This is a genomic window from Leptogranulimonas caecicola, from assembly GCF_023168405.1.
GTDB classification, from domain to species: Bacteria; Actinomycetota; Coriobacteriia; order Coriobacteriales; family Atopobiaceae; genus Leptogranulimonas; species Leptogranulimonas caecicola.
In genome coordinates this window covers 1,491,734-1,513,805 of record NZ_AP025285.1, presented here as the reverse complement: position 1 = coordinate 1,513,805, position 22,072 = coordinate 1,491,734, and the positions used below count along the sequence as shown (strand labels likewise).

The window sequence follows — 22,072 nt, the reverse complement described above, 5'->3', positions numbered from 1 at the left end:
ACGAAAGCAGGGCTCTATGACACAGAGCGATTTAGGGTTTCAGCCTTCCGCCACCGCGAAGGCGTCGCCCGCGGCGGCTGCCCCGCAACAGGTAGCCGCAACCCCCTCTGAGCGGGGGCTCAAATATCACCACGATGCAGAGACGGCAGGCGGCAAGCCTCCCACCACGCCTTCTAAAAAAGAGCTGTCCGGCAAGCTCACCGTGAAGGACATGGTCTCCTACGGCATGATCATGATGGTGCCCATCGCACCTTTCGCCCTCTATGCCTCCATCTTCCAGATGTCTGGCGGCATGCCGGCCCTGTCCTACCTCATCGGCGCAGTGGGCATGCTCTTCACGGTGTTCTCCTTTGGCGTGATGATCCCGCTCTTCCCGTCTTCGGGCTCCATCTACACCTATGCCTCCCAGACCATGGCTCCGGCGGTGGGCTTTGTGGCAGGTTGGCTCATGTTGCTGCAGTATTTGGTCACCCCCGACCTCATGTTCATTCAGGCGGGCCAGGCGCTCAACCAATACGTGCCCCAGGTGCCGGTGTGGGGATGGTGCTTGCTGTTCTTGGCATTTGTCACGTTCCTGTCCATCCGCAGCCTCAACAATGCCATCAAGGTAGAAAAGATCGCGCTCATCTGCGAGATCGTGGTCTTCGCCATGTTCATCGTCTTTGGCCTGGTCTACATCTTCCAACATCCTGAGACCTCGGGATTTAGCCTCACTGCGCTCTTCAACCCCCAGAAGTTCAGCTTCAGCGGCATGATGGGTTCTGTCTCGCTGGGCGCCATGTCCTTTGTGGGCTTCGGCTGCGTGGCCACCCTTACCGAGGAGGCCAAGGACCCCAAGAAGGGCCCCGCCCATTCCATGCTCCTCATCGTGATCATCTTGGCATGCATGTTCGTGGGCATGTGCCTCGTGGCCACCTGGGTAGACCCCACCGGCTCCATCATGGCAGGTCATGAGAACACGGGCTTCTATCTTCTGGCTGGCGCGGTAGGAGGCCCCTGGTTTGGCGTGGTGTGCGCTGTGGCCAACGCCATCGCTCTGGGTGCCTTTACCGGTCTTACTGCCACCACCTCCATCTCACGCGTGCTCTATGTCATGAGTCGCTCGGGCGCCCTTCCCAAGGAGCTAGGCATCATGGATAAGAAGACCGGCGTCCCTCAGGTGGCCACTCTCTTTGTCTGCGGTCTCTCTTTGGTGATGCTCCTGTTCCTTATCCCGCTGGGCATGACTCAGGTGGCCAAGCTTTCCAATTTTGGCGCGCTGTCTACCTACTGCCTGCTTAATCTCTGTGTGATCTGGTACGCCTTTATCCGCAAGAAGACAAAGCTTCCTGTTCTGCGCTCGCTTGTCTTCCCGGTATTGGGTGCCCTGGTCACCGGCGCCATCTTCTTCTCTATCGACTTCGACATCGCTCTCATCGGATGGGGTTGGGTGCTTATTGGTGTAATCTATTACCTCATCCAAACGAGGATCTTCAAGCACGAGATCGACTTTAGTTAGTGGAGATAGCTGTGGCTTCAAATGACTCCTGGGCGAAGACGCCTGCTCAGCCCAAACGAGTGGGGCTCTTCGGCCTGGTGTGCCTTGTCATTTCAGCCATGTTGGGCGGCGGCGTTTACAACCTGCCTCAATCTGTGGCGCAGGGTGCAAGCGCCGTCGCCGTGCTGTTTGCCTGGATCGTCACCGGCCTAGGCATGCTTTGCTTGGCCAATGTCTTTAGGATCCTCTCGATCGAAAAGCCCGAGCTTAAAAATGGCATCTATTCCTATGCCGAGAAAGGCTTCGGCCGCTTCATGGGCTTCCTGGTGGCTTATGGCTATTGGGTCTGTAACTGTTTCGCCATGGTGGTCTATGCCATCTTGCTGCCCTCCACCTTGGACCTGTTCTTCCCGGGGGTCTTTGGCGACGGCACCAATTGGGCCTCCATTGCGCTTTCCTCAGGCATTACCTGGCTCATGTTCGTGTTGGCCTGTCGAGGCGCCCAGAGCACTGCCATCATCAACGCCATAGGCACCATTGGCAAAGTGGTGCCTATCGTCCTGTTTATCCTGCTCATGGGCTCTTGTTTTTCCGGCGACTTCTTTGCCCAGCATGCTCTGGGAAGCCAGGGGGCGGCCACCCTCGAGCGCGCGCAGTTCTTCGACCAAGTAGGAAGCACCATGATGATCACCCTCTTCCTTTTCATAGGAATCGAGGGCGCCGTGGTGGTTTCTGGCGAGGCGGTCAATGCCAAGGCGGTGTCGCGCGCCACCATGATCGGCTTTACGGTCACCCTGGTGCTCTATGTATTGGTATCCATCGTTCCTTATGGCTCGTTCACGCAAGATGAGATCGGCGCTATGGCCAATCCCTCGATGGCAGCACTGCTTGCCTCGCATTTTGGTCTTTGGGGCGCTGTGCTGGTGAACGTGGGCATCGTGATCTCTGTGCTGTCTGCCTGGCTTGTGTGGACGGTAATGCTGGGCCAGATGCCGTTCTATGCCGCAAAAGATCGGGTCTTTCCCCAAGTGTTTTGCAAGGAGAACCGTGTTGGCGCCCCGGTGCCGTCGCTCTTGGCCACCACGTTGGTGGTGCAGGGCCTTATTGTGCTGGCTCACTTTGTGCAAGGCAACGCCTGGCAGGCTATGGTAAACATCACTGCCGTGATGGCCATGCCGTGCTATTTGGTGTGCAGCTTCTACCTATTCAAGCTGGCCTTGCGCGGCCCCTGGTCCTCTTGCGTCCGCCGTTCTACCGGGCTTGCATTTGGCTTGGCAGCCACTTTGTTCTCTTGCTACCTCATCTATGAGGCCAATATCGAGCTACTTGTGGTCGCGTGCACCATCTTTGTCATAGGGTTTCCCATCTATCTTTGGGCGCGCCGAAAAGAGCATGTGTTTACCAAAAGCGAGGCATGTCTTGCAGTAATCATTGTGATCGCCGCAATTGTGGGCATCTGTTCTATGGTGGGACTAATCTAAGGCTGTTCATCTGTCTCAGGTACTATGTCTCACCGCTGCAGCGAGGCTCTCTTCTCGGCTGCGCAGATCAGGTGTGCCCCCGTTTTCAAGGGGCGTGAAACGGTAGAAATGCAGGACCTCATGGCCAAGAAGCGTCTGGTGTTTGTATATGGGTTGAACATTCTCGCTGCCTTTGCAGTGGTGATGCTCCATGTGTCCCTTGATGTGTTCGCTCCTCAAGGGGGAGGGGATCCAAAGTGGTTCACCTCGTTCTTTTTGCAAGCGGCCTTCATCTTTGCAGTGCCTGTCTTTTTTGCGGTGAGCGGGATGAACCTTCTGGACTATCGATCCAAATACGACACCAAAACGTTCTTCATCAAGCGCGTTAAGCGAGTAGGAGTGGTACTGCTGTTTGGTAGCGCGGTGTGCTATTTGCTCTACGGCCTTTTTCCTTTGAGCTTTTGGGGTGCAGAAAATGCAACGCTCACCGTCAAAGGCTTTATAAAAGGACTGCTTTCAAACACCATCAACGATACCTACTGGTTTCTATATACCATCATCTACCTCTATATGCTTACCCCTCTCTTGTCCCTTGCAGCTCAACGCAAACATTTACTTGAGTACATCATGGGATGCTCCCTGTTGGTCTCTGTGTTTATCCCACTGGCAGCAACACTGGGCTTTGACCGCTCTTATTTAGATCCCCTCTTTGGCTGGGCAGCTTTTGCCAATGTGGCCCTTCTCTACTATGTTGGCGGCTTCTATCTTGCCCGTTACCTAAATCGTTCTATACCTTGGTGGGCCATGCTCCTGCTTTATCTGGCAGCGACAGCGGCAATGGCTGCCGTCTCTGCAGGATCTAACGGCTTTATTGGGTTCGATGCAGTTCCCGCCGAGTACAACCCCTATTGGATTTCTATCAACTCTCCCTTCTGCATGGTTCAAGCTGCTGCCGTATTCTTGTGTGCCCAGGCTCTTGAGCCTCGCCTGCAAAGCCTGAAGGAGGGTTCCCAGCGAGTGCTGGCAAAAGTGTCGGGGGCCTCTCTGGGCGTCTATCTCATTCAAATGCCTATCATCAATTAGATTGGCCTTAGGCTCTATTGGCCCCATTATCAATGGCTGCAAAACACGGTCGTGCGAGGCCTTGTGGTCTTTTTCGTGGCACTGGCCGTCTCTTTGATTTGGTGCGAGCTCTGGGGACGCCTTAAACAGGTTGTCCTGAGAAAGGAATAGTTCGTGGTGTCGTTCATCCTTGCATTTCTTTTGGGCCTTTGCTTGCTGATGGTTCCAGGCTTGCTCCTTTGTGTTGCGAGCGGAGTGGGATATCGCGCAGCCCTCTGTCTTGCCCCGGGACCCTCTGTCTTCTTCTACTTTGTTGTCAGCCTTTTTCTGGGATTTGCCTCTATAGATGGTGTAGCTCCGCTTGCAGCGGGGGTGTTGGGGCTTGCGCTGGTGGTAAGTGCTGCGATCTTCTTGATCAGAAAGGCACACCCATGGAGCGTCGAGATTCAAGAGCCTTCTTTGCCGATAATGGCGCTCTATGCGGTTTTTGGGACCCTGTTGTTCGTAGGGCTATTTCTCAATAACGCTGGCGGCTTTGACTGGTTCTTGCAATATAACGACAACTCTGCCCATCTCACTCGCATAAAGGCCATGGTTGACGGCGCTACGACTTCCCCTGTGCACTCCATGATGTATGGGTCCAACGTGCGTGCAAATCAAGCGCCATTCTCTGACGGCACTTCGGGTGTCTCGGCGTATACAGGCTTTTATCCTGTGGCCTATCACAACCTTGCGGCTCTGATTCTTGCTTCGGGGGTGGCGCCCATCTTGGTGGCTCAAAACGCAGTGAACGCGATCTTTTGCGCAGTGGCCTTCCCTTTGGGAGTCTGCGTGCTTCTCTCTCAAATCAGCAGAAGCGACAAACAGCTCCTGCTATGCGGGTCTGTCACGTGCGGGGCCAGCTATGCTTTTCCGCTGCGAGCGCTGGTGATTCATCAGAACTACCCCAATGTGGTGGCCTTTTGCCTTGTTCCTCTCATGGTGTGCCTCCTGGTGTCAGCGGTGCACTCCAAGACTGAAGACGGCTCCTTCAAGCTAGAGCTCAATAGGGCGGCGCTGGCGCTCTTCATTGTTTCTTTGATAGGGCTCGTTGATCTGCATCCCAATGCGGCGATTGCTTGCGGTGTGATAGGCGGCTGCTATGTGATAGGCGGTCTTATCCCTGCGTGGGGAAGAAGTCTCCCTCAAAAACCTTCGTCATTCTTCAAATTCCTCGGCTTAGAGGTTGGTGTGATTGCCCTTTGCTTGGGCGTTTGGGTCGCCTGCCTGCTCTCTCCCGTCTTTGCCGCTACGGTAGGCTTTCTCTGGGAGTGGACGATCCCTGTGTCAGAGGCGCTCAAACAGGTAGCTCTTTTGGGATTGAGGATCGAGGTAGTTCAACCGGTGCTCGCAGCGGTGGTGCTTGTCGGCTTCATCTGGTGCGTTACCCATAAAGGTACAGGATGGATTGCTCTCTCCTACGGAGCGCTAGTCGCAATATTCTTTGCGAATGCGGTTGGAACGGCGGATATCAAGAAGGTGTTTGCGGGCTTTTTCTACACCGATCCAGACAGAACGGCTGCGCTGGTGGGTCTTTGGGCATCGGTGATAGCGGCTTTTGGCCTCTATGCCGTCTATCGTGGCTTTATCAAGGCCATAACTGCAATTCGAGATCGGACCGCTGAAAGGGGACTGCGGAAAACTCTTCTTCCCAAGGTGGCGCTGGTGGTATGCGTTCTTTTTGCGACAGGCAACTACGGGGAAGCCTTTGCCATCAACGAATATCCAAAGGACGAGAACCACATCTATTTGGGCCCTTCGAGAGATCTGCCTGGTGGTGCCTTTGCTTGGCAGGAGAGAGAGTTGCAGTGGGTGTCGGATCCAGACGCTTCAATGTTCTATAACCAAAACGATGCGAAGTTCATGCAACGAGTGAAGCGTATCACGGGCGCGAAGGATCTGATTCTCAACATCCCTCTCGATGGCTCTATGTATGCTTACCCGGTGGATGGCGTGAATGTCCTCTATAAGCGAGAGATCACCGACGAAGATTCGGCACAGAGCCAGGCCATTCGTTTGCATCTCAATGAATACGCTACAAATCCTCAGGTACAGCAGGCGGTGAAAGACTTGGATGCCAAATACGTGCTCCAACTCTCTGCAAAGGGCCCCTACGGCGCCAACTATGCAGACTACGACCGCAATCGAGTGGGTGACTGGGTGGGCATCGCATCCATAAACCCTGACACCCCAGGCTTCAAGCTGGTCCTCTCTGAGGGCGACATGGCTCTCTATCGCATCGAGCCGCTGCCGGCCGCCACTAAGAGCTAGGGGCAAAAGAGGCGTGCTTCGTTGCGAGTCATGGGCATAGCCTTTGCCCTTTGGCCAACTTGTGGAACTCTTTGGCTTCTCCTCTGCCACCGAATATCTGGCCCCTTTGGGTAGGTAAGCTACATGAGAGCACAGGAGGATCTCTTGTGCCGTTTTTTCGAAAGGAGATATCATGGCTGATGTTAAGTTTTGGCGCTGCAACCACTGCGGCAATCTTTTTTACACCATCGTCGATGGGGGCGTGACCCCTCAGTGCTGCGGCGAGCCCATGGAGCTCTTGGTAGCCGATTCCGTGGATGCCGCTACCGAGAAGCACGTGCCTTCGATTGCTTGGGATGGCAACCATATCGAGGTCAACGTAGGCTCTGTAGACCATCCTATGACGCCCGAGCACCTTATTGAGTGGGTGGCTCTGGTGGCCGACAACGGCGACGTCACCATTAAGCACCTTACTCCCGAGGACGCTCCTCACGTACGTTTCTGCGGCAAGAACCTCGAGCATGGCACTGTGTATGCCTATTGCAACCTCCATGGTCTCTGGAAGGCGGAGGTCTCCAAGTAGTCCGGGAGCCTCTTTTTAAGGTATAGATGGCGCGCTTTTGCATTTAAAGCGGGTAAAGCTGGCGATTTCCTCGCTTTGCCCGCTTTTTTATATAGTTTCACAATCCCTGCATAAAATAGAGGGACGAACAAGCTATCATCTATCCCAGCAGGTTTCTTGCTTAAAGGCTTTGCGGTTAGTGTGTTGATTCGCTGCCTTTGCTAGAATCCTCTTTTCATGTTGCGACGTTTTTTAGATGAATAAACTTATATTCTTTATGCTTTGCCCACTGAGTTGTCGAGGTTCACTGCGGTGGGTTTTCCACTATGAATTTGGGCAGACTCAGCAGCCTTCGAGCGAACGGTCGCGGCTCTTTCCTTCGTACTCTTTGATATGGCAACGTCGATAAGTGAATGGGCCATTGGTTGCCTAACAGTCTAAGCTTCACCAGTTCTTGGTGACAAACATATCTAATAAACAAGATACGAATAATAGATGCCCTTCAGATATAGAAGGTGCCTTTGATGGTCTAATACTGATTATGAAATCAAGTGTGAATATATAATCAAAATGTACCAACATGAACAATAAAATAAGGGGACAACCATAACCGTGAGCGAGATCTTCTCTTACATCTATCAATACATGACGATAGATCAATAAAATACCCCACATACCTGCGGATAGTATTGTGGTGTATCCTATAGGCGACAAGAGGAGGTGGGAGTTGTGAAAATCGCATTAGTACAAATTAATGCAACCATGTGCGCCTATGAGGAGACTATAGCGCGTATGCTCTCTGCTGCTTCCACCTTCGAGCGGCAAGGGGCCGATCTCGTAATCTTTCCTGCAACTACCCTTACGGGATTCAACCCTCAATCTCTGCTCAATCAAGAAGGGGTCGAGACAGACATTGCCTTGGTACTCGACGAGCTGGCAGAGCGCGCCTCTGTGCCCATCCTAGTACCGTTTCTCTTCGAGAGCTCTGGCCAGCCTGTGCCAGAGGTGGCCTACATCCACGATAAGAAAATCGTTCCTTTGCGTATGGGAGCCAGTGTGGCTTACCTCAAGGCTCATGGACACATGCCAGGGGATGAGCCTGTGATGCAGTTTGTGCAGCAGGATACAGACTTTGGGGTCGCCCTTGATCTTGAGGGCCTCGCAGCCTATAGTGCCGGCTCAGAGAATGCAGATGTCATCATCTACCTGCCCTTCAGCGGTTTTTGTGCAGACGATGAGGCCACTTCAATGGGTGCAACGTTGGGTGATGGCTTCTATATTGGGGAAGCTACAAAAGCGAACAGCTGGCTGGTGGGAGTTAATTCCATTGGCGCGCAGGACGAGATCGTCTATTCGGGTGGCTCTTTTGTTATTTCCCCCTGGGGGGAAATCGCTGCAGCGCTTCCCAACTTCGAAGAGGCCATGGAGCTTGTGGAAGTTGAGCCTCTGTCAGAAGGGCCGCTTGAGGAACCCTTGGCTCCTGCGCCTTATCAGCGCATGCGCATGATATGGGGCGCACTTACCTTGGCACTCCGTGATTTTGTGGATAAACAAGGGGCGCGCGGGGTGGGCCTCCTGCTTACCGGCGACCTTCTGACCTCAGTGCTTGCTGCGCTCGCAGTAGATGCGCTGGGACCTATGCGCGTATGGGGCCTTCTCGTTCCCTCTGCTGACGAAGATGCGTTAAAAGACGCCCGTCATCTGGCGCGCAACCTTAGGATTCATGCAGAAGAAGTTAATAAGTCGGATTTTAAGCAGGCTGCTGAGCTTATAGACAGCAATCCACTTGCGGTGATCCGGCTCTTGGCTCGGGCCGCTGCTCCTCAGATCTTGGGCCCCGGTTTGCTCATGCTTACTGCAGTCGACAAGACAGCACTGGCTCTTCAGCAAGATCCAGACTGCTATCATGCTGCATCGTTTGCGCCCTTCTCGGATGTCTACCGTACAGATATCTTGGCACTGGCTTCAGACCGCAATGGTAAAAGCCCAGTGATTCCGCGCTCGGTATTGGCTCGCCTTGATGTGCCCCGTGATTTAGTGGCCGACGCGCATGCGCTTTCAGACGCCCGTACGCTCTCAGAGCTGGATTCGGTGCTCTTAAGTGTCATTGAGCGAGGCGAGTCTGTCACCGATGTAGTGCGTGAGGGCGGCAACCTCGAGGAGACCTTGGGTATCTTGAGTGCGGTTGGCAAAGGCGAGCTATCTCGCCGCAATTGCCCCGCAGGCCCCATTATCTCGGAGCGCGCCTTAGTAGAGCGCCGCACTCCGATCGCTATCCATAGAGCATCTAGCACCGCCCATGTGTCTTCGATGCCAGAAGTGGTTGCCGGCCTTTCCACCGCTATGAACAACGCAGATATCATGAGCCTTATGGAGCGCCTCCAAACGCTCGCGGGGGCTTTCGAAGACGCTGCAGATCCCGCGTCTTTGGATCTCCCGCACAATCTCCACAGCTATCTGCAGGATTTTGCCTCATCCGGGGGGTTTTCTACCAACGGGGATGACCTTTGGGGATCAGGCCTCTTTTCCAAAAACTAGATCCAATTGATCCCCAGAAGATTTGCTGATTGACCTTTGGGGCTTTTGGCTGCAAGCGCCATGAGAGGCAGACGGCGCGTCTGGGCATCCTGTGTTCCGGTACTGACGGGGTTGTGTGGTAGACTACTGCACCATAGAACGGTTGTTCGGAGGCGTAGTGGTTATTCTTGGTATAGATCCTGGCTTGGCACACACGGGCTGGGGTGTCATAGAAACCAAAGGGTCTCTCTGCCGCGCACGCGCCTATGGGTGCTGCGCTACAGGGACAGAGGAGCCCATGGATGTGCGTTTGCACTCAATTTATAAAGAAATCCGGCAGGTGATAGACCGCTATCACCCTTCTGAGGTAGCCATCGAGCAGATTTTCTTTGGCCAAAACACCAAGAGCGCCATCGCAACCGCCCACGCGCGGGGAGCGGCCCTGGTCGCCTGTGCGTGCGGCGGGTGCACGGTAGGGGAGTACACTCCTATGCAAATCAAAAAAGCTGTAGCCGGTACTGGTGCCGCAGACAAGCATCAGGTCACTACTATGACGCGCATTCTTTTGGCGCTCGATCATGACCCTAAGCCAGATCACTGTGCCGACGCCTTGGCCGCCGCAGTGTGCCATGCCCATACTGTGCAAAACGACCGCAGGGCACAACGGGCTCACGAGGCAGTAGTAGGTTTTCAGCGCTATCCTGGGGAAGCTCTCGAGAGGAGCATGTAAATGATTGCACGGCTCTGCGGAACGCTGGTGGAGGCGAGCCCGGAGGTTCCCTCTCTTATCGTTCTGGATGTGGCGGGTGTGGGCTACGAGTTATTGGTATCGCGCACCACGCTTTCAGATCTTCCGGTACAAGGCAGCTCGGGGGTCACCTTGTACGTGCGCATGCGCGTCACAGAGAATGCAGTGACTCTTTACGGCTTCTCTGGCAAGGAAGAGCGCATTGTATTTGACAAACTGATATCCATCGCCAAGGTAGGCCCCGCATTGGCGCTTAAGATTCTCTCGAGTTTTTCGCCAAAGCAACTCGCGGCGGTAGTGGCCGCCCAAGACGTGAATATGCTTACTTCGGTGCCTGGGGTTGGCAAGAAGTCTGCCACACGGTTGTTGCCAGAACTGCTCGATCTTTTTGCCAAGGATGCGGAGCTTAAAATGCTCATGCAAGCTGCCCCCTTGCCCATAGGTGCAGTTGCTCTCACTGCGGCAGATGCAGGCCAAGGTTCGGCCGTGGTGGCACAGGCTCGCCAGGCGCTGCTGGGTATGGGGCTTACCCCGCAAGAAGCAGATGTAGTGTTCGAAGGCTTGCCTCAAGACGTAACTTTTGAAGAGGCGGTTCGCTATGGCCTCAAACGAGTGGGGGGTGGGCTGTAATGTGGGAGGCAGACGCTGACTCGGATCTCTTTGCAGGCAGTGCTCACAATCGCATTACAGGCCAGCGCAGAAGCGTTTCGGCTGAGCTTGCGCCAGAAGATGTGGATATCGACCGCAGCCTGCGTCCCCAAACCTTAGAAGATTACTGTGGTCAAAGCCGCATCAAGGAGAACCTTCGTGTGCTCATCGACGCTGCGAGATCTCGTGGTGAGGTGTTAGACCATGTGCTTTTCTCCGGCCCTCCAGGCTTAGGCAAAACCACGTTGGCCGCCATTGTTGCCAACGAAATGGGCGGTGCTCTGCACACTACTTCCGGTCCTGCTATCACTAGGCCGGTCGAGCTTTCTGCCACGCTTACCAATCTGAGCGAAGGCGATGTTCTTTTCATCGACGAGATCCATCGTCTCAGTCATAACGTGGAAGAGATTCTCTATTCGGCTATGGAGGATTTCTATCTGGACATTATGATTGGCGATGGCCCCGGCGCCCGGTCTATGCGCTTTGAGATTCCGCCCTTTACGTTGGTGGGAGCCACTACGCGCACAGGCCTTCTCACTGGCCCTCTGCGCGATCGCTTTGGCATTTCTTACCGACTCGATTACTACACAAACGCAGAGTTGGCACAGATCGTCAACCGTTCAGCAGGCATCCTAGGAGTGAATATCGACATGCAGGGGGCAGCGGAGATCGCCAGTCGCAGTCGAGGTACCCCTCGTTTGGCCAACCGTCTGCTCAAGCGCGTGCGAGACTACGCTCAAGTGCGCGCCTCTGGGGAGATCACTTGGGATGTCGCTGCCGACGCCCTTTCGTTCTTCGAGATTGACGAGTTGGGGCTCGATTGGATGGATAGCAAGATACTGTCCACTCTTTGCGAGACGTTCCGGGGCCGTCCCGTTGGTCTTTCCACAATTGCAAGCGCAGTGGGCGAGGATGCCTCTACACTGGAGGAAGTCTATGAGCCTTTTCTGCTCCAGCATGGCCTCATGACCCGCACCCCTCAAGGGCGCCAAGCCACTCTGGCGGCCTTTGAGCATATGGGTATAACTCCGCCTACCAACTAGACTCCTTGTGGTTTTCCAATCGCCTTCTCCTTAAGGAGCGCCCTATGCTTCAGCGTGACTATCTTTCTAAGCTCATTGAGTCTTTCACCAAGCAGATGGAGGTGTATCTCAAAGACGCGGTCATCTTGCGCAAAACCGAGTCCATTGGCGAAGTGGAGGAGGCATTGGGAGAGCTTTTAGAACTCGATCCCGATATGCTTTTGTCGCTCTCTCCAGATTCCCTGGTCACCATGATTGCCTTAGGAGGCAATGGGGACGCCTTGGGAGACTCGGTGGCTTATGTCTTGGCGCGTCTGGGGGATGCGGAGGCGCAGAGGGGCGACAAGGAAACCGCCGCTCTTAGGCGCCAGCAAGCTCGTGCAGTGGCATTGGGCTTTGGTTTCAACAATCAAATCGTGCCTGAGCAATTTAAGGATTTGGACAAAGAGATTCAAGACGCTCGCGCCCAAGGCCGCTTCATCTAAGGGCGGCCGGAGTCCTGTAGGTTGTTGGGCTCCCATCCATTAAAATAACCTGAGTAATAGGTGCCAATGGGGGGGGATCTTCCATTGGCGTGCTGGTGTTCTGTCGAGCTAACCTGTGCGAGATAGGAGCGTTATGCTGTCAGATATCGAAATCGCTCAAGCTGCAAAGACCGAGCCTATTGCCGCTGTCGCAGACAAGCTGGGCATCCCCGAGAGGGATTGGATTCCCTATGGACGCGATAAGGCGAAGGTGGACTATTCGGTTTTAAAGCAGGATCCGGGTCACCAGGCCAAGCTGGTGTTGGTTACCGCCATCAACCCCACCCCTGCAGGCGAAGGCAAGACCACCACCACTATCGGTTTGGCAGATGCGCTGCGTCAGTGCGGGAGCAATGCGGTGGTTGCCCTTCGCGAGCCTTCCCTAGGTCCTGTATTTGGCATTAAGGGCGGGGCTGCTGGCGGCGGCTATGCTCAGGTGGTGCCCATGGAGGATATCAATCTTCATTTTACTGGAGACTTTCACGCCATTGGCGCCGCCAACAATCTGTTGGCTGCCATGGTGGACAACCATATCAAGCAAGGCAATGAGCTGGGCCTCGATCCTCGCCGCATCACCTGGAAGCGCTGCGTGGATATGAACGACCGCCAGCTGCGCAACGTGGTGGATGGCCTTGGTGGCGTGGCCGATGGTATGCCGCGTCAAGACGGCTTTGACATTACGGTGGCTTCCGAGGTTATGGCAGTGCTCTGCCTGTCTTCTTCCATCCGCGACCTCAAAGAGCGCCTGTCTCGCATTGTGGTTGGTTATACCTTCGACAGGAAGCCTGTGACCGCAGGCGACCTTCATGCTCAGGGAGCCATGGCTGCCCTGCTCAAAGATGCGCTGATGCCCAATTTGGTGCAGACCCTTGAAGGCACTCCCGCCTTTGTGCATGGCGGCCCCTTCGCGAATATCGCCCACGGCTGCAACTCTGTGATGGCCACGCGTATGGCCATGCATTATGGAGACATCGCCCTTACCGAAGCTGGCTTTGGAGCCGATCTAGGCGCGGAGAAGTTCTTGGACATCACCTGCCGCATGGGTGGCTTCAAGCCCGATGCGGTAGTGGTGGTGGCCACGGTTCGTGCTCTCAAATACAACGGCGGCGTGCCCAAGGACCAGTTGGGCGAGGAGAACCTGGATGCGCTGGCAGCAGGCATCCCCAACCTTTCCCGCCACGTCTCCAACATGACGGACGTCTATGGCCTGCCCTGCGTGGTTGCCATCAATCGCTTCCCCACAGATACCGAGGCAGAACTTGCGCTGGTGGCCAATGCTCTCAAGGCCCAGGGCGTCAACGTACGCCTTTCGGAGGTGTGGGCCAAGGGCGGGGCTGGCGGCAAGGAGCTGGCGCAAGAGGTGCTTCGCCTGGTGGATGAGCCCAACCATTTCGATTTTTGCTACGCCACGGGCACTCCGGTCAAGAGCGCTATCGAGGCAGTGGCCAAACGCATCTACCGCGCAGACGGCGTCGATTTCACGCCTGGGGCCACTCGTCAGTTGGCAGAGCTGGAGAAAAACGGTTTTGGTTCTCTGCCGGTTTGCATCGCCAAGACCCAGTATTCTTTCACTGACGATCAGACCAAGCTTGGCGCCCCAGAGCACTTCCGTATCACCGTGCGCGAGGTCAAGGTGGATGCCGGTGCTGGTTTTGTGGTGGCGCTCACAGGTGCCATCATGACTATGCCGGGTCTTCCCAAGCGTCCTGCAGCCGAGAAAATCGACGTTACCGACGAGGGAGTCATTCTCGGCCTTTTCTAGGGCGTTACGAGAAGAGCCTTTAGTGAAAACTCTGGTGCCAATACATCGATAGATGTGGCATTATCATTATCAGGAGATTTTCAGTGAAGATCTCGTAGGGAGATGCGCCTCTCCGGCAAAAGTTGAAGGGTTTTTAAGGTGTCAGAGATCGCTGCAGTATCCGTGTAGCTGCAGGTGTCTGAGCCAAAAGAGCCGTTTTTCTTTCCAAAGGCGTCGTTGGTGGCCAGATTGGTAGCCAAGGAGGCGAGCCAATCAGGTACACTAGCTCTTGCTGTGCTGAGAGGAGCTCTCGGCCAGTGTTGTACAAGCGCGCCACCCAGCGCGCACCAGCGTCGCCTCCAGGAGGCGACAGATAGAAAGGCACGTCATGGCTCAGGGTACTGTTAAGTGGTTTAATCCGGACAAGGGCTACGGTTTCATCTCTCGTGAGGACGGCGACGATCTGTTCGTGCACTACTCCGAGATTCAGATGGACGGCTTCAAGACCCTCGACGAGGGCCAGGTCGTCGAGTTTGACATCACCACCGGTCAGAACGGCAAGCTCCAGGCTTCCAACGTTCACAAGCTCTAATCCGGCACTCGCCTGATAGACACCCAAGGCCCGCATCTCATGGAGAGGCGGGCCTTTTTTCTGGTCAGGCGGGGTGTCGAAGCCCCCATGCTTACATTTCAGTGGATGGGCGAGTCCGGCTTTCTCCCCAAGATGGGTATAGGCAAGTAAGTAAAAAAGGGACTTACTTGTGAGGAAAGCCGAGGTGCAACCATGGTCATTGCTTTCGTAATGGACTCTCTGGGCGTCCATTCGAACGGAACGAGTGTGACTTCGCTGCGCTATGCTCAGGCGCTTCGCCAGGCGGGCCACGAAGTGCGACTGGTAGGCTGCGAGGCATCCGGGCAAGATGCCTATCCTGTGCCAGAGCACAAGATACCTCTGGTCTCCGCCGTCGCCAAGCATAACGGCTTTACCTTCGCCTCCCCCAATGACGAGGTCTTTGACAGCGCCTTTTGGGATGCCGACATCGTGCATCTCTTCTTGCCTTTCGCCCTAGAGCAGCAGGCATTGGCTTGGGCGCGCTCCCATGAGGTGCCTGTCTCGGCGGCCTTCCACCTCCAACCCCAAAACGTGACCTATAACGCGGGTATTGGAGCTGCGCCTTTGGTGTGCGATGGCATCTTTGGGCTCTTTCGCCGCTGGGTGTACGGTCAGGTGCGCCACATCCATTGCCCTAGCCGCATGATTGCCCGGCAGCTCAAAGACCATCACTATGAAGCTCGGCTCTCGGTGATCTCCAACGGCGTGCCTCAAGAGTTCCAGCCATTGCCTGACAGCGTGATCAACGGCCCCTACGAGTCCATCGCCCAAGTGGCCGACGGCGCCGGCGCTGCAAGCCAATCGCTGCTGTTTAAAAAGCCGGAAGGGCTCATTCCGCTTGTGACTGTGGGCCGTTTGGCTCCCGAGAAAAACCAGCGCACCATCATTGAGGCCGTGGGGAGGTCCCGTTACCGCGATCAGGTGGAGCTTTATGTCTGCGGTGCGGGTCCTGAAAGGAGACGGCTGGAGTCGCTGGCTCAAAAGGAGGGCGTGCGCTGCCACTTTGTCTTTCTTGACCACGATGCCCTCATCGCGCTGGAGCATCGCTGCCCTCTCTACCTCCATGCGTCGGTCGCAGATATCGAGGCCATATCAGTGATCGAGGCAGTGGCTGCAGGGTGCATCCCTATTATCGGCGAGGCTCCCTTGAGCGCTCCCTCAGAGTTTGCCCTATGCCCTCAGAGCCTCTTTCCCGCTAAAGATGCCTCGGCATTGGCAGCGCGTATAGACAGTTGGTTGAGCCAACCCGAGGCCATGGCTGCCTGGCGCCCCGCCTATCTCAAAGAGGCGGATAGTCTGCGCTTGCCAAAAGTGATCCAAGAGTTCCTTGCTATGGAGGAGCATGCGATCTTTGATGATTTGTCGGCCTACGGCAAGGCGCCCATCAGCATGGTGGTGCCCAATACCTTTGTACGCGAGGCTCCAGCACATGAGGAGGTTTCCTAAGGTTATGGGTCCGCTTGTCAAAGCCCGGCCTTTTGGCATCTTCTCGCGCCCTAACCCCATAAAGAGGTTGACGGCGACCCTCAAAGCGCGGCGCGCCAAGGCCCTCTACCAAGAGCCTACCTCTCAACGCGCAGCCGCAGACCGTCGCTTTTATCGGCTGGTGCTGCCCATAGTAAGGCTCCACTGCAAGCTTTGGTTTGGGCTCAGGGTTACCTCGGAAGTTGCCGATAAGAGCCTCCTCAAAGGATGCATCCTTTGCATCAATCATGTAAGCCTGCTGGATGCCCCTATGGTGGCCATCGCGCTGTGGCCTCATCAGGTGCACTTTTTGACATTGCCAGAAAATGGCACGGCGCCCGTCTATGGGCCGTTGGTGGCGCACTTGGGCTCAGTGTTTACTGGGGAGACGCTGAGCGAGACCCGGTTGATGTTCAGGCGCGCCCAAGAGGTGCTAGGGGCGGGCGACCTGCTGGCCATCTACCCCTCAGGGGATTTGGAGCCCTATCATCCGGGCTTGTTGCCTTTTAAAACAGGAGCCTTTCGCCTGGCGGCCATGACCAAAGCCCCGCTGGTGCCGGTGGTGTTAAAGCAGCAAACGCGCTTTTGCATCAACAGGCTTTTGGGGCGCCCGGCCTTCGAGGTGCACATTGGCGAACCTGTTGCGGTGCCTCACGGACGGCTTTCCAAAGAGGCGGTGGAGGTGCTGGAGCAGCAGGTGCGCACTGCGATGGAATCGGCGTTATCGGGCCAGGACGCTCCCCAGACAGGCGGCGCCCAGGCCCAAGACGCAAGAAAGTATCAGGTAGATGAGGCCTAGGTAGGGCTTGTCTCCCTCTAGCAGCTGCAGAGCCTCGACGCTGAAGGTAGAGAAGGTGGTGAAGCCGCCGCAGAGGCCCACGCGCAGAATGAGGGAGAGTTGCTCGTTGCCAAGCGCCCCTTTGAGCGTCCAGGTGGTAAGGGCGGCAAGCGCAAAGGAGCCCGCTGTGTTGATGAGGAGCGTGGGAAGGCCCAAGGGAGCGGAGGGAGCCAGCGAAGAGCAAAGGTAGCGCAGGATAGAGCCTACAAAGCCGCCAATTCCTACCACCATGCAACTGACAAGCACAATTCCTTCTTTCTGCGGGGTTCTGCGACTCGAAAAACGGGGAGCGCAAGGCAAGGGTTTCTCGGTCAGGGGCAACAAGCGTCAGAGGAGCTGGTCCCAGTGAGAGAGGGTGAGGTGGGCAGCCTGGCGCACCTCAGACTGGTGCTGCTCGGGATCTTCGTTGAGGACGCCTACGGCAGTGAAGCCAGCAGAGGAGGCCACCTGCAAGCCCTGGGGAATGTCTTCGAAGACTACGGTGGACGCCGGAGAGATGTTGAGCCTGCGGGCGGCAGCCTCGTAGATGTCGGGGAAGCGCTTGTCTCGGGCGACGTCGCAGCCGTAGAGGCGGGCATCGAAGAGGCTCTCGAAATCGATAAGGTGCGCCAGCGAAGAGAGCACCTCGGGATCGTTGGTGGTAGCCAGGGCTATGGGCACGCCGGCGGCTTTGAGGGCATGCAGGTAGTCTAGCGCGCCGGGAAGCAGGGAGACTTGGGTTTTGTAGAGCCTTTGGCCCAGGGCGTTCCACTGGTCGCAGACCTCCTGGGGAGTCTCCTTAAGGCGAAAGGTCTCAACCACCCAGCGAGCCCCTTCAATAAAGCTTCGTCCGGCCATCTGCTTGGAGAAGTCAGCGGGGCGCTCAAAGCCGTGTTGGGCCAAGAAGAGGTCGTCGACCTGGTGCCATACGTTCCATGAATTGGCCAAGGTCCCATCAAAGTCAAAGATGGCGCCGTCAAAGGCGAAGGAGCTGGGGCGCAGGCCGTCCAGGGACAGAGGGCGGGGTTTCTCGGCAGCGGCGGGCCTCAAAGGAGCCAGCCTATGAGAAGCGGAGCGAGCGGTAGCCTGGGAGCGGGGAGTGAGATTCATCGTTATGCACATTGCCTTCTGCCGATGGGAAGATGCTGAAGGCAGTATACAAAAGCTTCAGGGAGCTGTGGGAAGGCTATGGTAGAAGGGATATGTGGTGATCGGCTGCGTGCCCTGAGAAGAGGCGGGCCGATCTTTGAAATGGAAGGATTGGTATGGAGAAGATCTCTGTCACCAAAGAAGAGCTTGAGGCCTATGTCGAGCGCGTATGGCCCGAGGTGCTCGCAGACATTGCGACGCTGGTGTCCATAGACTCGGTAGAGGATCTGAATGCGGCGGCTCCTGGCGCCCCCTGGGGCCCTGGTCCTAAGGCAGCTCTGGACGCCACGCTCAACATCGCTGAGCGCCTGGGCATGGAGCCTCACGATTGCGACGGCTACATTGGCTATGCCGATCTGCCGGGCGACTCTCAAAAGCAAGTGGCCGTCATTGGCCACGTGGACATTGTGCCCGTGGGCGTGGGCTGGGACACCGATCCTTTCACCATGGTGAGAAAGGACGGCTACCTGCTGGGCCGCGGCACGTTGGATGATAAGGGACCGCTGGTGCTTGCCCTTTGGGCTGCCCACTTCTTTGCAGAGCGCGGCCAAAAGCTGCCCTATACCATCCGCTGTATCGTGGGCGCCAACGAGGAGACCTGTCTAGGCGACGTCGACTACTACAACGAGCACTTTGAGCAGCCGGCCTTCCTGTTCACCCCCGATGCCGAGTTCCCCGTATGCTGCGGCGAGAAGGGGGGCTTCTCCGCCACCTTCACTTCTGAGCCTGTGGCCGGTGGCACCATCGTCGAGCTGGACGGCGGCACGGCAGGCAACGCCATCCCTGCGCTGGCCACTGCAGTGATCCGCGCCTCTGTGGCGGATCTGCCCGCAGCAGACAACATCGATATCGAGGATGCTGGTGACGGCCTGGTAAAACTCACGGCTCACGGCATTGGCGGTCATGCCTCGCTGCCCGAGGGCACCCGCAACGCCATCGGCATGCTCGTCGACTATCTTTGGGACAACGGCCTTTACAGCCCCGACCAGGCGCCTTTTATGGAGCTGGAGCGCCTCATCATGGGCTCCACAGACGGCTCCACGCTGGACATCGCCGCTACCGACGACGTGTTTGAGCCCCTCACCTGCATTGGCGGCACCGTGCGCACTCAAGACGGCAGCTTCGTGCAGACCATCGATTCCCGCTTCCCCAAGTCCATCACTGGCGAGGAAATCGAGGCTCGCGTGCGTCCTTTGGGCGAGCGCTGCGGCTGCAAGCTCACCGTGGACCTCATGCTCCCACCCTTCTATGTGGACCCCTCGAGCCCTGAGATCCAGACGCTCATTCAAACCTACAACGACCACACCGGAAAGAACGAGAAGCCCTTCACCATTGGCGGCGGCACCTATGCCCGCGAATTCAAGAACGCGGCCTCCTTTGGCCCCGAGGAGCGCGGCGTGCCTACCCCTGACTGGGTGGGGCCCATGCACGGCGCCAATGAGGGCGTGTCCGAGCAGCTGCTCCGCGATTCCATGGCCATCTACATCGATGCTATCGCACGCCTCATGAACCTGGATCTGGACTAATCGCTTAACCCTTGGGCTAAGGCTTATGTCGTGCGTCTAAAGGCGCCAAGTGACCGCCAGAGCTGCAGGAGCTTGCCTCTTAGGACAAGCTCCTGCAGTTTTTTGCTGTCCAAAAGCGTGCGAGACGGAGTGCCAACGGGAGCGGCGGCACGCGTGTCCTTCGAGCCGCACCCAGGCTCGCTACACCAGCGACTTCACCATGGAGACCATGGTGCGATCTTGGCGCATAAGGCCCAAAAGGCCTGCCAGGTCGCGGCCCACACAAAAGAGGCCGGCGTCCACCGCAGCCTCTGCGCCATGGGCAACGGCGGCGTCTACCTGGGGTGTAGGGGCGAGAGGAATGCCCGCGGACTCCAAGATCTCCTCGTCGGCGAGGCTGGGGGCATCTGAGCCATCCCTAGGGTCTGGCGCAGCAGCGTCCCCGGACGCCGAGAAGGACGTGCCTTGGGCAACGGCAGCCGCTGGGTAGTCCCCGACACTTTGTGCATGGGGTACATGGGCAGGGAGTTTTTCCAGGTTGGACAAGCGCACCTGTGCTTCGCCGGATACGGTGACTCCCAGATGGGCAGCCTTTTTGAGGGCTGCTCGCGCCTGCTGTGTGGCGCCAATGTCTGCCAAAAGCGAGCCAAGGCTCAAGTAGAGGGCGCCGATGGCCTCGGGGTCATGGGCCCAGAGGAGCGCAGAGCACAGGGTAGTCTTGGCGGCCTTTTGATCGCCGGTCATCCTCAAGATGCGAGCCAGACGCAGCGACGCAGTGGCATAGAGAGGGGCGATGCCTACGGCGCGCAGACCCCAAGCAAGCGCCTGATCGAAGTCTTTAAGGCGGATAGCCAGGCGGGTGAGGATGCTCAATGCTTGGAAGGAGAGGTTGGAGACCAGGTGCACCTGGCGTTCGTCTGAGATGAGGCAGTTGTAGAGCTGGCGCTCTGCGTAGGTGCTAAACCAGCGATAGCACTCATTGGCAGTATCTGGCTGATTGAGGTCGCCCCGGGCCAGCAGCTGCCCATAGATGGCGTCTTTGAGCTGCTTGAGGCGGTTGGGGCTGGCGTCAGGGGTGCAGAGCAGGCGGTGGGCCTCTCTGAGGAGCGGGGCGATGGTGTCGACGCCCATGAAGGCTTCCATCAGGGCATCAGGATCGTCGCCATCGAGCGTGCCGTCGATCAGGGACTGCACCACATGCTCGCCTGCCTGGCAAAACAGATCGTCAGAGCTTTTGTGGATAGCCGCAAGGATCACATGGACGTCGTGGGCGCAGGAGCCGGTGAGCTGCCTGCACAGAGTCTCTGCCTCAAGCTCGCGAGCGGGGTCGCTGGAACAAGCAAGGTCCGCTTCACAGGAAGTGCCGAGCCCTTGGGCTTGTGAGCCTTCTAGGGGCGATGATGCTTGTAGGGGAGCCCGCTGACAATCTTTGGGACTCAGGGCCGGATGGGCTAAGGAGAAGGTGGCGGCAATGGGGGCCAGGCTCTTATCGGCAGCCAAATGGACGGCATTCCAGCCCGCGAGGACCTCGCGGGCATCGCAGTTGTCCAAATCGACGGCATCAAATGCGGCCCTGTCTATCTTTGCTGAGAGCAGGCAGGGGCATGCGGGGTCGGCAGGGTTTCTGGCTTCCACCCACACCTGGGAGATGTCGGAGGATATCGAGAATCCCAAGGCGCAGAGCGCCAGTGCCAGACTGCAGCTCACCTGGGCGGCGTAGCTGGCGCGCTCGGGAAACGTGGCCACCTCGCCGGTGGGGGTAAGGCGTCGGGGAACAAGCTCTGGGTCTGGGGCAGTGAAGGAGAAGGCCATGAGGCCTTGGGCGCGATTGAGGCGAAAGTCTGGGTCTGTGCGAAAAGAGATGGGCAGCGAGGTGAGCATCTGTGCCACAGAGGAGCGGCACTGCCACTCGCTTTGAGGGATCCTGGCAGGATGCAGATCCGGCGCCAGGGTGCTTGCCAGATGGCAGTCCATCTGAGTGGCCACCTCATAGAAGAACGCGGGGTCAGAGACGCCCTGGAACATCGCCACGCGAAAAGCCCAGACGCTGCGGATGAGCGCGGTCTCTACCCTGCGCACCCCCTTGACGGTGGCGGGAGTGACCCGCCCTTGGATGTCTAAGCAAGGCAAGTGGGAGATGCGGTTCCAAGAAGCCCATACAGGAGCGTCGTCAGGCAGATCATAGAGCCCGGCGTCTTTAAGGGACTCGCAAAAGAAGTGGGCCACTGGATCTTGGGCGGCGCTGGCGCAAAGGCTGTGAACCTGGGCCTTGAGGGACTCAATGGGATAGATGTCTGCCACCAGACGCAGAGCCGCGCGCTCAGCGTTGAAGAGGCTGGGCGACGTAGCGCGCAGGGAACCGGCGTCCTCTCGGGCGTCGTGGGAATTTACGGGCATCGATACCATGTGCGCACCCTTTCGTGGCTGGTATCTCTACTATTCCCCTAATTTTCCTCAATTTCGTTAAGGATGCT

The 22,072-nt window shown here is 57.0% G+C and carries 18 protein-coding genes; 15 read left to right on the top strand and 3 right to left on the bottom strand.

Going from position 1 to position 22,072, the window contains the following annotated elements:
- Positions 1-16: 16 nt before the first annotated feature.
- From OR601_RS06740 to OR601_RS06675, 14 genes are all read left to right on the top strand, one after another.
- Positions 17-1,498, top strand: a complete 1,482-nt coding sequence (locus tag OR601_RS06740) for an APC family permease (protein WP_265591463.1) — start codon at positions 17-19, stop codon at positions 1,496-1,498.
- A gap of 11 nt (positions 1,499-1,509) precedes the next feature.
- Positions 1,510-2,958 (top strand): basic amino acid/polyamine antiporter, encoded by a 1,449-nt coding sequence (locus tag OR601_RS06735; protein ID WP_265591462.1) that lies wholly within the window; start codon positions 1,510-1,512, stop codon positions 2,956-2,958.
- Between the two features lie 120 nt (positions 2,959-3,078).
- A complete protein-coding gene (locus OR601_RS06730) occupies positions 3,079-4,020 on the top strand; it encodes an acyltransferase (protein WP_265591461.1) in 942 nt (313 codons plus the stop codon).
- 198 nt (positions 4,021-4,218) lie between these two features.
- Positions 4,219-6,309: a DUF6541 family protein gene (locus OR601_RS06725; RefSeq protein WP_323373093.1), complete on the top strand. Its 2,091-nt coding sequence runs from the start codon at positions 4,219-4,221 to the stop codon at positions 6,307-6,309.
- A 172-nt stretch (positions 6,310-6,481) separates the two neighbouring features.
- Complete coding sequence (locus OR601_RS06720; protein ID WP_265591459.1) at positions 6,482-6,871, top strand: desulfoferrodoxin family protein; 390 nt, start codon at positions 6,482-6,484, stop codon at positions 6,869-6,871.
- Positions 6,872-7,642: 771 nt separating this feature from the next.
- Positions 7,643-9,388 carry a nitrilase-related carbon-nitrogen hydrolase gene (locus tag OR601_RS06715; protein WP_265591458.1) on the top strand — a complete coding sequence of 582 codons (1,746 nt, stop codon included), beginning with the start codon at positions 7,643-7,645 and terminating at the stop codon, positions 9,386-9,388.
- A gap of 115 nt (positions 9,389-9,503) precedes the next feature.
- Positions 9,504-10,097 (top strand): crossover junction endodeoxyribonuclease RuvC, encoded by a 594-nt coding sequence (gene ruvC, locus OR601_RS06710; RefSeq protein WP_323373071.1) that lies wholly within the window; start codon positions 9,504-9,506, stop codon positions 10,095-10,097.
- Positions 10,098-10,745, top strand: coding sequence for a Holliday junction branch migration protein RuvA (gene ruvA / locus OR601_RS06705; protein WP_265591457.1), 648 nt, complete (start codon positions 10,098-10,100; stop codon positions 10,743-10,745).
- Positions 10,745-11,806, top strand: a complete 1,062-nt coding sequence (gene ruvB / locus OR601_RS06700; protein ID WP_136012094.1) for a Holliday junction branch migration DNA helicase RuvB — start codon at positions 10,745-10,747, stop codon at positions 11,804-11,806. Before ruvA ends, ruvB begins: the two co-directional genes overlap by 1 nt.
- Before the next feature lie 44 nt (positions 11,807-11,850).
- Complete coding sequence (locus OR601_RS06695; protein ID WP_136012095.1) at positions 11,851-12,270, top strand: hypothetical protein; 420 nt, start codon at positions 11,851-11,853, stop codon at positions 12,268-12,270.
- Positions 12,271-12,403: 133 nt separating this feature from the next.
- Complete coding sequence (locus tag OR601_RS06690) at positions 12,404-14,071, top strand: formate--tetrahydrofolate ligase (protein WP_265591456.1); 1,668 nt, start codon at positions 12,404-12,406, stop codon at positions 14,069-14,071.
- Between the two features lie 367 nt (positions 14,072-14,438).
- Positions 14,439-14,642 carry a cold-shock protein gene (locus tag OR601_RS06685; protein WP_136012097.1) on the top strand — a complete coding sequence of 68 codons (204 nt, stop codon included), beginning with the start codon at positions 14,439-14,441 and terminating at the stop codon, positions 14,640-14,642.
- Between the two features lie 192 nt (positions 14,643-14,834).
- Complete coding sequence (locus OR601_RS06680; protein WP_265591455.1) at positions 14,835-16,109, top strand: glycosyltransferase; 1,275 nt, start codon at positions 14,835-14,837, stop codon at positions 16,107-16,109.
- A gap of 4 nt (positions 16,110-16,113) precedes the next feature.
- On the top strand, positions 16,114-16,926 hold the full coding sequence (locus OR601_RS06675) for a lysophospholipid acyltransferase family protein (protein ID WP_265591454.1): 813 nt from the start codon (positions 16,114-16,116) through the stop codon (positions 16,924-16,926).
- On the opposite strand, the gene OR601_RS06670 is transcribed toward OR601_RS06675, so the two are convergent.
- Positions 16,849-17,211, bottom strand: a complete 363-nt coding sequence (locus OR601_RS06670; RefSeq protein ID WP_265591453.1) for a fluoride efflux transporter FluC — start codon at positions 17,209-17,211, stop codon at positions 16,849-16,851. The two genes, OR601_RS06675 and OR601_RS06670, sit on opposite strands and share 78 nt — an antisense overlap.
- Positions 17,212-17,292: 81 nt before the next feature.
- Entirely contained in the window at positions 17,293-18,054 is a 762-nt protein-coding gene (locus tag OR601_RS06665) for an HAD family hydrolase (protein ID WP_265591452.1), read from the bottom strand.
- A 155-nt stretch (positions 18,055-18,209) separates the two neighbouring features.
- Between OR601_RS06665 and OR601_RS06660 the strand changes: the two genes are divergently transcribed.
- The gene (locus tag OR601_RS06660) at positions 18,210-19,619 is read left to right on the top strand and encodes a Sapep family Mn(2+)-dependent dipeptidase (RefSeq protein ID WP_265591451.1); all 1,410 of its coding nucleotides are present in this window, start codon (positions 18,210-18,212) and stop codon (positions 19,617-19,619) included.
- A 180-nt stretch (positions 19,620-19,799) separates the two neighbouring features.
- On the opposite strand, the gene OR601_RS06655 is transcribed toward OR601_RS06660, so the two are convergent.
- Positions 19,800-22,004: a tetratricopeptide repeat protein gene (locus OR601_RS06655; RefSeq protein ID WP_265591450.1), complete on the bottom strand. Its 2,205-nt coding sequence runs from the start codon at positions 22,002-22,004 to the stop codon at positions 19,800-19,802.
- Between the last annotated feature and the right edge of the window lie 68 nt (positions 22,005-22,072).

Excerpts from the sequence above, each read along its gene's own strand:
- OR601_RS06740 (WP_265591463.1), top strand. The coding sequence starts at position 17 with ATGACACAGAGCGATTTAGGGTTTCAGCCTTCCGCCACCGCGAAGGCG.
- OR601_RS06725 (WP_323373093.1), top strand. The coding sequence starts at position 4,219 with ATGGTTCCAGGCTTGCTCCTTTGTGTTGCGAGCGGAGTGGGATATCGC.
- OR601_RS06715 (WP_265591458.1), top strand. The coding sequence starts at position 7,643 with ATGCTCTCTGCTGCTTCCACCTTCGAGCGGCAAGGGGCCGATCTCGTA.
- OR601_RS06690 (WP_265591456.1), top strand. The coding sequence starts at position 12,404 with ATGCTGTCAGATATCGAAATCGCTCAAGCTGCAAAGACCGAGCCTATT.
- OR601_RS06680 (WP_265591455.1), top strand. The coding sequence starts at position 14,835 with ATGGTCATTGCTTTCGTAATGGACTCTCTGGGCGTCCATTCGAACGGA.
- OR601_RS06720 (WP_265591459.1), top strand. The coding sequence starts at position 6,482 with ATGGCTGATGTTAAGTTTTGGCGCTGCAACCACTGCGGCAATCTTTTT.
- OR601_RS06685 (WP_136012097.1), top strand. The coding sequence starts at position 14,439 with ATGGCTCAGGGTACTGTTAAGTGGTTTAATCCGGACAAGGGCTACGGT.
- OR601_RS06695 (WP_136012095.1), top strand. The coding sequence starts at position 11,851 with ATGCTTCAGCGTGACTATCTTTCTAAGCTCATTGAGTCTTTCACCAAG.
- ruvB (WP_136012094.1), top strand. The coding sequence starts at position 10,745 with ATGTGGGAGGCAGACGCTGACTCGGATCTCTTTGCAGGCAGTGCTCAC.
- OR601_RS06675 (WP_265591454.1), top strand. The coding sequence starts at position 16,114 with ATGGGTCCGCTTGTCAAAGCCCGGCCTTTTGGCATCTTCTCGCGCCCT.
- OR601_RS06660 (WP_265591451.1), top strand. The coding sequence starts at position 18,210 with ATGGAGAAGATCTCTGTCACCAAAGAAGAGCTTGAGGCCTATGTCGAG.
- OR601_RS06665 (WP_265591452.1), bottom strand. The coding sequence starts at position 18,054 with ATGAATCTCACTCCCCGCTCCCAGGCTACCGCTCGCTCCGCTTCTCAT.
- OR601_RS06655 (WP_265591450.1), bottom strand. The coding sequence starts at position 22,004 with ATGGTATCGATGCCCGTAAATTCCCACGACGCCCGAGAGGACGCCGGT.
- ruvA (WP_265591457.1), top strand. The coding sequence starts at position 10,098 with ATGATTGCACGGCTCTGCGGAACGCTGGTGGAGGCGAGCCCGGAGGTT.
- OR601_RS06730 (WP_265591461.1), top strand. The coding sequence starts at position 3,079 with ATGGCCAAGAAGCGTCTGGTGTTTGTATATGGGTTGAACATTCTCGCT.